A 7273-nucleotide genomic window follows, 5' to 3' on the forward strand; every position below is an offset into this window, starting at 1 on the left:
CCCGCCCGGCAGGCGGCGGCGCAGCACCAGCATGTCCTGCAGATGCGGCAGCAACACCGGCACCTGCCCGCAGGCGGCCAGGGCGCGGGCGAATTCGGCCGATTGCTGCAGCGCACGGGGGCGAAGTGCGGTCTTGCCGCAGGTCGGGGAGGGAACCGGAGAGCCATCAAACATGTTTCCTATTAACACGCTGGAAACCTAAATGAGGGTTAATGAAGCCATGAAACAGTCAAAACAGATCATGGGGCAGGCAGCGGCCGCCCCCCGGATGACCAAAGCAGCGGCGCTGCTGATTGCAATCGGTCTGTCGGTGCCGGTGTTTCTGCTGCTGACACTGCTGGATACGGTTGTTTTCTGACGCCGCAAAGCCACCCGCGCCCGCAGCTGCAGTGGCTGCGCCACAGTCCCTTGGCGGCCTTGGGCCGGGCGCCGCTGCGATTGGCCCAACTGCTGAGGCTTGGCCCCGGAGGGGGCTGGACGGGGGCGGGAAAGCTTGCAGGTGAAAATGAAAAGGGAGCCCAGAGGCTCCCTTTTCTTTTGCAAATCGGCAGTACCGTCAGCCGTCCAGCCGGACCAGGGCGTGGCGTTTCTTGCCGGCTGAGAGCTTAATTTGCTTTCCAATGTCAGTTAACTTTACGAAAGGAAATCTCTTTTTCACAGCAACTCCATTTATGAGTGCTCCATCTTCGGAGATCAGGCGTTTGGCCTCTTTGCCAGACTTCACCAAACCGGCCTTGACGAAAAGTAGGTTCACCGAAAAGTAGAGCGCTTGATCTTCAAGGCCGTAGAAGGTTCCCGGAAGCGCTTCATCGGCCGAAACAGAAATTGTGGGCAGGTCATCGCCGACGCCGCCTTTTTCGAACACTTCGCGTGCGGTGGCTTCTGCCGCCGCCGCCGCATCGGCGCCGTGCAGCAGTTTGGTCACCTCGTTGGCGAGGATCACCTTGCCCTCGTTGATCTCGGACCCTTGCAGCGCGCCGAGGCGGTCGCATTCAGCGACCGGCAGCTCGGTATAGAGCTTGAGGAAGCGGCCGACGTCGGCGTCGGTGGTGTTGCGCCAGAACTGCCAGAATTCGTAAGGCGAAAGCATCTCGCCGTTCAGCCAGATTGCGCCGCCCTGGCTTTTGCCCATCTTGCGGCCGTCCGAGGTGGTCAGCAGCGGCGAGGTGAGGCCGTAGACTTCATGGTCGATCACCCGGCGGGTGAGGTCGATGCCATTGACGATATTGCCCCATTGATCCGAGCCGCCCATTTGCAGCACGCAGCCGTAGCGGCGGTTCAGCTCCATGAAGTCATAGGCCTGCAGGATCATGTAGTTGAATTCCAGGAACGACAGCGACTGCTCGCGGTCGAGGCGGGATTTCACGCTCTCGAACGACAGCATCCGGTTCACCGAAAAATGGCGGCCGATGTCGCGCAGGAACTCCAGGTAGTTCAGATTGTCGAGCCATTCCGCGTTGTTCAGCATCAGGGCGTCGTTGCCGCCGTCGCCATAGGTAAGGTAGTTGGCAAACACCTTTTTCATACCGGCGATGTTGGCGTCGATCTGTTCGGGGCCCAGGAGCGGCCGTTCGTCCGAGCGGAACGAGGGATCGCCCACCTTGGTGGTGCCGCCGCCCATCAGGGTGATCGGTTTGTGGCCGGTCTTTTGCAGCCAGCGCAGCATCATGATGTTGAGAAGATGCCCGACGTGCAGCGACTGCGCGGTGGCATCATAACCGATATAGGCAGGCTGGACCCCCTTCACCAGCGCCTCGTCCAGGCCCTGGTAATCGGTGCAATCGGCCAGATAGCCGCGTTCCATCATCACTGCGATGAAATCCGATTTGGGAGTGTAGGTCATAACATGCCTCGGTCTCTAGGTTTGCACCATGCCGTATAAATCGCATTGGCGCCGGTTGGAACCTGTTTTCCCGGCAAAATAAGCACTGTATCATGGCGCGCGAACGGGCGGGGCGGCCCGGAACCTATAAAGGGGCAGAGGCCATGAGCAGGGCCATAGCAAAAACAGGCGCGGTGCGGGCGCTGGGGGCGATGAGCGGCACCTCGCTGGACGGGGTGGATGCGGCTGTCGTTGTCACGGATGGCGCGCGTATCCATGGGTTCGGCGGCAGCAGTTACCGCGAATACTCGGTGGCGGAGCGCAGCGTGCTGCGCGCCGGTCTGGGCAAATGGACAGGGCCGGAGGTCGAGGCGGCGGCCGGGGTTTGCGACGCGGCCCATGCAGCGGCGCTGGCAGACTTCGAGGATGTTGAGATCATCGGCTTTCACGGCCAGACCCTGGCCCATGCGCCGCGGCTGCAAGGCACGCTGCAGGTGGGGGACGGGGCGGCGCTGGCAGAGAGGTTGCGCAAGCCGGTGGTCTGGGATTTCCGCTCGGATGATGTCTCGATGGGGGGCGAGGGCGCGCCGCTGGCGCCGTTCTTTCACTTTGCCTGCGCGAAATACATCGGCGCCGAGCGGCCCTTATGTTTCCTGAACCTGGGCGGGGTCGGCAACCTTACCTATGTGGATCCGCGGTTTGAACGTCCGGAGGAGCCGGGCGCGCTGCTGGCGTTCGACACCGGCCCGGCCAACGCGCCGGTCAATGATCTGGTGCAGGAGCGGATGGTCATTCCCTGGGACGCAGATGGCAAGGTGGCGCGCTCCGGCAAGGTGGAGACCGGCGCGCTGGAGCTGTTTCTGGCTGAGCCATATTTTGCAAGAATGCCGCCCAAGTCACTGGACCGGAATGATTTTGCCGAGATGGTAGGGCTGGTGAACGAGCTGAGCGATGCTGACGCAGCCGCGACATTGATCGCCATGTGCGCCGCCTCGGTTGCGCAAGGGATGGAGCATTGCCCGGAGCCGCCGGAGGCGGTGCTGGTCACCGGCGGCGGCCGCCATAACCCGGTGCTGATGGAGATGCTGCGGGTGTCGCTGGACTGCCCGGTGAAGCCGGTGGAGGACGCGGGGCTGGACGGCGACATGCTGGAGGCGCAGGCCTTTGCCCATCTGGCGGTGCGGGTGGCGCGGGGAATGGCGACATCCTGCCCCGGCACCACCGGCGTGCGGGCCTGTGTCGGCGGCGGGGTGGTGAGCGTGCCGGGGGCGTGATCGGGTGACGCCACGTGCAAGAGTTTTTTGAAAACTCTTGCCAAATTTCTTCTGAAGAAATTTTGCCCGGCGCCGAGGCGGTCAGCGCGCCAGCTGCCTCATATAGTCCGCAGTGAACTCCCCATATCCGTTCGACGTCGACTTCAGATGCGCCTCGGTGATGGCGTGGAAGGCCGGCAGCTGGTGGAAGGGCACATTCGGGAAGGAATGATGCTCGGCATGATAGGGCATGTTCCAGGCCGCAAAACGCACAATTCGGTTGGTGATGGTGGTGCGGGAGTTCTCCAGCATATCGGCGACCGGCGGGCAGAGGCCGTGTTCCGCCAGCAGATAAGCGCGCAGGAACGGCTGGCCGATCAGCAGCGGCACAATCCACAGCCATAGGACCAGCGGCGACATCAGCAGGCTCAGCAGGGCGGCGGCGTAAATGGCCAGCAGCACCCGTGCTTCCAGCCGCATGCCGGCGAGGCGGCGCTTGGGCAGATAGGGGGCGCTGATGGTGCCGAAGGCGTTACGCCAAATGGTCCTGGCCATACCCTTCCAGTAGCTCCAGCCGCTCAGGTATGTGAGCCACTGGGTAAGGGTTTCGGGGCGGCCGCCATGTTCCAGTTCGGGGTCGCGATCGGGGTCATTTGTGAACTTGTGATGCGCCAGGTGGTAATAGCGGAACCAGACAAAGGGCAGGGCCATTGCCAGGGCGCAGAAATGGCCTGCGGTCTCATTCAGCCATTTGCTGCGGAAGGGGGTCTGGTGGGTGCACTCATGGGACAGCGTGAACAGGAACACCAGCAGCACCCCCTGCGGCAGCATCAGTAGCGGCCAGAAAGGCACCTGCAGCGCCAGGCCCGCGGTGCAGACCGCCAAAGCGGCAAGGTACAACGCCAGGTGCCGGAGCCCGGCCGCATCCGAACGGGCGGTCAGGGACGCTTTGGTTTCCGGCGGCAGCGACTTGATCAGGGCCGTGTGATCCAATTCAGCAGGCATGCGGACAGTCTTGTCCAGTAAGATGATTCGCTGCAACAGGCAGGGTCAGCCGCGCGGGATGTCGAAACCTGGCTGGGCAAGCTCGAACCCTTCGAATTGGAACCCCGGCGAAACGGTGCAGCTCACCAATGTGTAGTCCCCGGTTGTGCGGGCGGCCTGCCAGTGGCCTTGCGGAACAATCAGCTGCGGTGCGCCTGTGCTCAGATCCGGGGTCAGCAAATGATCCCGGGCAGGGCCTTCTCCGGTGGCGGCAACCGACAGAACCAGCGGCGCGCCGGAATGGTAGAGCCAGATCTCGGTGGCATCGACGCGGTGCCAGTGGCTGTTGCCGCCATCCTTTAAAAGAAAGTAAATACAAGTGCCTGAGGGGCGTCCCTCATTCCCGGCCCGCCAGGTTTCCCGGTACCAGCCGCCTTCAGGATGCTGTTGCAGGCCCAGTTGTCCGATGATCTGATCGGCGGTCATGGCGCGCACTCCTTTTGGCCCTTGGCCCGTTTGGCGCTGGTAAATCTGTATCCGGCGCATATGTTTGGGCCATGGCATTCACGATCCCCTTTGACAACACATATGCTGCCCTGCCGGGGCAGTTCTACTCCAAACTGGCGCCGCAGGCGGTGAAGGCGCCGAGGCTGATTGCCTTCAACGAGGATCTGGCGCGGGTGATGGGCATCAGCCCGGGCGAGGCGGCAGAAATGGCGGAAGTCTTTGGCGGCAACCTGGTGCCGGAGGGGGCAGACCCGCTGGCGCAGCTTTACGCCGGGCACCAGTTCGGCACCTATAATCCGCAGCTTGGCGACGGGCGGGCAATCCTGCTGGGTGAGGCCGTGGGCACGGACGGCACACGGCGCGACATCCAGCTGAAAGGGTCGGGCCGCACGCCCTATTCCCGCGGCGGCGATGGCCGTGCCTGGCTGGGGCCGGTGCTGCGCGAATATGTGGTCAGCGAGGCGATGCATGCGCTTGGCATTCCCACCACCCGCGCCCTGGCGGCGGTGGAGACCGGCGAGACCGTCTGGCGCGAAGGAGCCCTGCCCGGTGCGGTGCTGACGCGGGTGGCCGCCAGCCATCTGCGGGTCGGCACCTTCCAGGTCTTTGCCGCGCGCGGCGACATGCACAGCCTGCGCCAGCTGACGGAATATGCGATTGCGCGCCACTATCCGGACGCTGACGGGCCGATGGGGCTGCTGCGTGCAGTGCGCGACGCCCAGGCCGGGCTGATTGCCGCCTGGATGGGCGTGGGCTTTATCCACGGGGTGATGAACACCGACAATTCCTCGATCTCGGGCGAAACGATCGACTACGGGCCTTGCGCCTTCATGGATGTCTACCATCCGCATACGGTGTTTTCCTCGATCGACCGCGGGCGGCGGTATGCCTATGCCAATCAGCCCAGTATTGCAGTGTGGAACCTGGCGCAGCTTGCCACTGCGCTGATTCAGCAGCTGGAGGATCCGCAGGCGGGAGTCGCGGAAGCCACGGAAATCGTTCATGCCATGCCGCAGCTGACCGAGGACGCTTGGCTGACCCGGTTCCGGGCCAAGCTGGGGATCACCTCGGCGCAGGAGGGGGACCTGGAGCTGGTTACCGGCCTGTTGGAGCGGATGGCAGAAAACCAGAGCGATTTCACCAATACGTTCCGTGCGCTCGGCACGGGCGGCGCGCGCGATCAGTTCACCGATCCGGCGGCGTTCGACGGCTGGGCCGAAAGCTGGCAGGCGCGGCTCCAGGAGGAGCCGGACCCGCAAGCGGTGATGCGCCGCGCAAACCCGGCCTTCATCCCGCGCAACCACCGCATCGAGGAGATGATCGCCAGCGCGGTGGCCGGAGATTTCGCGCCCTTCCACCGGCTGAACACGGTTCTGGCCAGCCCCTATGCGGACCAGCCGGAGCATGCGGACCTGCAGCGCCCGCCGGCACCGGAAGAAGTGGTGCAGGCGACCTTCTGCGGAACCTGACGTGGGTCTTTTGGGTTGCAAATACTCCCGGGGGTGATTTGAGCCGCAGGCTCAGTTGGGGGCAGCAGCCCCCGGGCACCGCGCGCGGCGGGATGACCGTTGTGTTTCAGGGGTGTCCTGCGCCAAACTCCAGAGTAGCCTGGAGGGACCGGATGCCCGATCAACCGCCGCAGGACACGCTGCGGGTCGCCACTTATAATATTCAGAAATGTATCGGCCTGGACCTGCGCCGGCGGCCTGAACGCATCCTGCAGGTGCTGGCCGGGCTGGATGCGGATGTCGTGGTGCTGCAGGAGGCCGACAAACGGCTGCCGCCGCGGCCCGCGGCGCTGCCGCATTTTCTGGTCGCGGAAACCGGCTGGCAGGCGGCGGATCTGGGCGGCGCGGGCTCGCTGGGCTGGCATGGCAATGCAGTGCTGTTCCGGGGCGGTTTGCAGTTGCAGGCCAAAGGCCATATCGCATTGCCGGGGCTGGAGCCGCGCGGCGCGGTCTGGGTTCAGCTGAAGACGGTTCTGGGGCCGGTCCGGGTGATCGGTGCGCATCTGGGGCTGACGGGGCGGGCGCGGCGCGAGCAGATGCAGGCCCTGGCCCGTGCCGCACAGCGCGAGGACAGCGCGGTGGTGCTGGCGGGGGATTTCAACGAATGGTCGCGGATGCCGGTGCTGGAGCATATCACTCCGGCGCTGACTTTCCTGCCGCCCAAGGCGAGCTTTCCGGCGCTGCGGCCGCTGGGGGCCTTGGACCGGATTGCGTATTGTAAGCGGTTGAAAGCCGTTGCGCATGGGGTGCATGGGGCGCGGCCTGCGCATATCGCCTCGGACCATTTGCCGGTCTGGGCGGATTTGCGGGAGGCGTGATCACGAGGGCTTGTGTCCGGGGCAGGGCTCCCGCCCAGGCTTGGGCCGGACGCTACCGCGCAGCGCAGGATCAAGGCTGAGAGGCCCCCGGGGGCGAGACTGCCCCCAGGTGCCGGTTTGCGTATGTGTTTGCGCTGCTCCGCTTCAAAGATGAACAGCGCTGGCGCCGTCCTTGGGGCGGATCAGCATCAGGAGGTCAGCGGGCGCGCTGTTTCTGGCCGCCGCGCTGGGCGCCGCCGGGGTTTCCGCCGCCGGCGCTTGCGCCCTGGGGATTGCCCTTGCCGCCGCCGCTGCGGCGGCGCTGGCCACCGGGTTTGCCGCCGCCGAAACCGCTGCCGCCGCGGCGGCCGCCGGGACGGCCGCCCGGTTTGCCGCCGGGGG

The 7273-nt window shown here is 64.8% G+C and carries 8 protein-coding genes; 5 read left to right on the forward strand and 3 right to left on the reverse strand.

Annotation, left to right across the window (positions count from 1 at the left end; genetic code table 11):
• Positions 1–220: 220 nt before the first annotated feature.
• Positions 221–358 carry a hypothetical protein gene (locus VOI29_RS20575; protein WP_024090421.1) on the forward strand — a complete coding sequence of 46 codons (138 nt, stop codon included), beginning with the start codon at positions 221–223 and terminating at the stop codon, positions 356–358.
• A gap of 198 nt (positions 359–556) precedes the next feature.
• Here VOI29_RS20575 and tyrS read toward each other — a convergent pair whose 3' ends face one another.
• A complete protein-coding gene (gene tyrS, locus VOI29_RS20580) occupies positions 557–1843 on the reverse strand; it encodes a tyrosine--tRNA ligase (protein ID WP_323783147.1) in 1287 nt (428 codons plus the stop codon).
• Between the two features lie 143 nt (positions 1844–1986).
• Between tyrS and VOI29_RS20585 the strand changes: the two genes are divergently transcribed.
• Positions 1987–3096 carry an anhydro-N-acetylmuramic acid kinase gene (locus VOI29_RS20585; protein WP_323783149.1) on the forward strand — a complete coding sequence of 370 codons (1110 nt, stop codon included), beginning with the start codon at positions 1987–1989 and terminating at the stop codon, positions 3094–3096.
• Positions 3097–3177: 81 nt separating this feature from the next.
• Here VOI29_RS20585 and VOI29_RS20590 read toward each other — a convergent pair whose 3' ends face one another.
• Positions 3178–4080 (reverse strand): fatty acid desaturase, encoded by a 903-nt coding sequence (locus VOI29_RS20590; protein ID WP_323783152.1) that lies wholly within the window; start codon positions 4078–4080, stop codon positions 3178–3180.
• A gap of 45 nt (positions 4081–4125) precedes the next feature.
• Complete coding sequence (locus tag VOI29_RS20595) at positions 4126–4545, reverse strand: cupin domain-containing protein (protein ID WP_323783155.1); 420 nt, start codon at positions 4543–4545, stop codon at positions 4126–4128.
• Positions 4546–4616: 71 nt separating this feature from the next.
• Between VOI29_RS20595 and VOI29_RS20600 the strand changes: the two genes are divergently transcribed.
• The 3 genes from VOI29_RS20600 to VOI29_RS20610 all read left to right on the forward strand — a co-directional run.
• Positions 4617–6035, forward strand: a complete 1419-nt coding sequence (locus VOI29_RS20600; protein ID WP_323783157.1) for a protein adenylyltransferase SelO — start codon at positions 4617–4619, stop codon at positions 6033–6035.
• Positions 6036–6187: 152 nt separating this feature from the next.
• Entirely contained in the window at positions 6188–6892 is a 705-nt protein-coding gene (locus VOI29_RS20605) for an endonuclease/exonuclease/phosphatase family protein (RefSeq protein ID WP_323783159.1), read from the forward strand.
• Positions 6893–7064: 172 nt separating this feature from the next.
• A partial coding sequence (locus tag VOI29_RS20610; protein ID WP_323783161.1) for a hypothetical protein occupies positions 7065–7273 on the forward strand: 209 nt, incomplete at its 3' end.

Origin of the sequence: Leisingera sp., from assembly GCF_034669605.1 — a bacterium.
GTDB lineage: Bacteria > Pseudomonadota > Alphaproteobacteria > Rhodobacterales > Rhodobacteraceae > Leisingera.

What these genes read in the sequence shown, in the direction of transcription:
- VOI29_RS20575 (WP_024090421.1), top strand. Translation starts at nt 221, where the DNA reads ATGAAACAGTCAAAACAGATCATGGGGCAGGCAGCGGCCGCCCCCCGG.
- tyrS (WP_323783147.1), bottom strand. Translation starts at nt 1,843, where the DNA reads ATGACCTACACTCCCAAATCGGATTTCATCGCAGTGATGATGGAACGC.
- VOI29_RS20585 (WP_323783149.1), top strand. Translation starts at nt 1,987, where the DNA reads ATGAGCAGGGCCATAGCAAAAACAGGCGCGGTGCGGGCGCTGGGGGCG.
- VOI29_RS20590 (WP_323783152.1), bottom strand. Translation starts at nt 4,080, where the DNA reads ATGCCTGCTGAATTGGATCACACGGCCCTGATCAAGTCGCTGCCGCCG.
- VOI29_RS20595 (WP_323783155.1), bottom strand. Translation starts at nt 4,545, where the DNA reads ATGACCGCCGATCAGATCATCGGACAACTGGGCCTGCAACAGCATCCT.
- VOI29_RS20600 (WP_323783157.1), top strand. Translation starts at nt 4,617, where the DNA reads ATGGCATTCACGATCCCCTTTGACAACACATATGCTGCCCTGCCGGGG.
- VOI29_RS20605 (WP_323783159.1), top strand. Translation starts at nt 6,188, where the DNA reads ATGCCCGATCAACCGCCGCAGGACACGCTGCGGGTCGCCACTTATAAT.